The 234-nt window shown below is 73.5% G+C and carries 1 protein-coding gene; it reads right to left on the reverse strand.

Annotated features, from left to right (window positions below; translation table 11 throughout):
• Positions 1 to 208, reverse strand: a 208-nt coding sequence (locus ACEN88_RS36300; protein ID WP_413347213.1) for an MFS transporter, incomplete at its 3' end; no start/stop codon positions are given.
• Positions 209 to 234 lie beyond the last annotated feature (26 nt).

Raw genomic sequence — 234 nt, forward strand, 5'->3', positions numbered from 1 at the left:
GCAGCAGCACGCGCTTGCGCCCGGCCCGGTCGGCGATGGCGCCCGCGGGCAGGAGGAGGGCCGCGAAGCACAGCAGGTAGGCGCTCACGACCCATTCGATGTCGGCGAACGTCGCGGCCAGCTCGCGCGCGATGGTCGGCAGGACGATCCCGACCACGTTGGTGTCGAGGACCGTGACGGCACAGCCGAGCGAGGCCGTCAGCAGCAGCGGTGTCGACGAGGGGCGTGGCGGGG

This window comes from Massilia sp. CT11-108, assembly GCF_047302915.1.
GTDB classification, from domain to species: Bacteria; Pseudomonadota; Gammaproteobacteria; order Burkholderiales; family Burkholderiaceae_D; genus Telluria; species Telluria orientalis.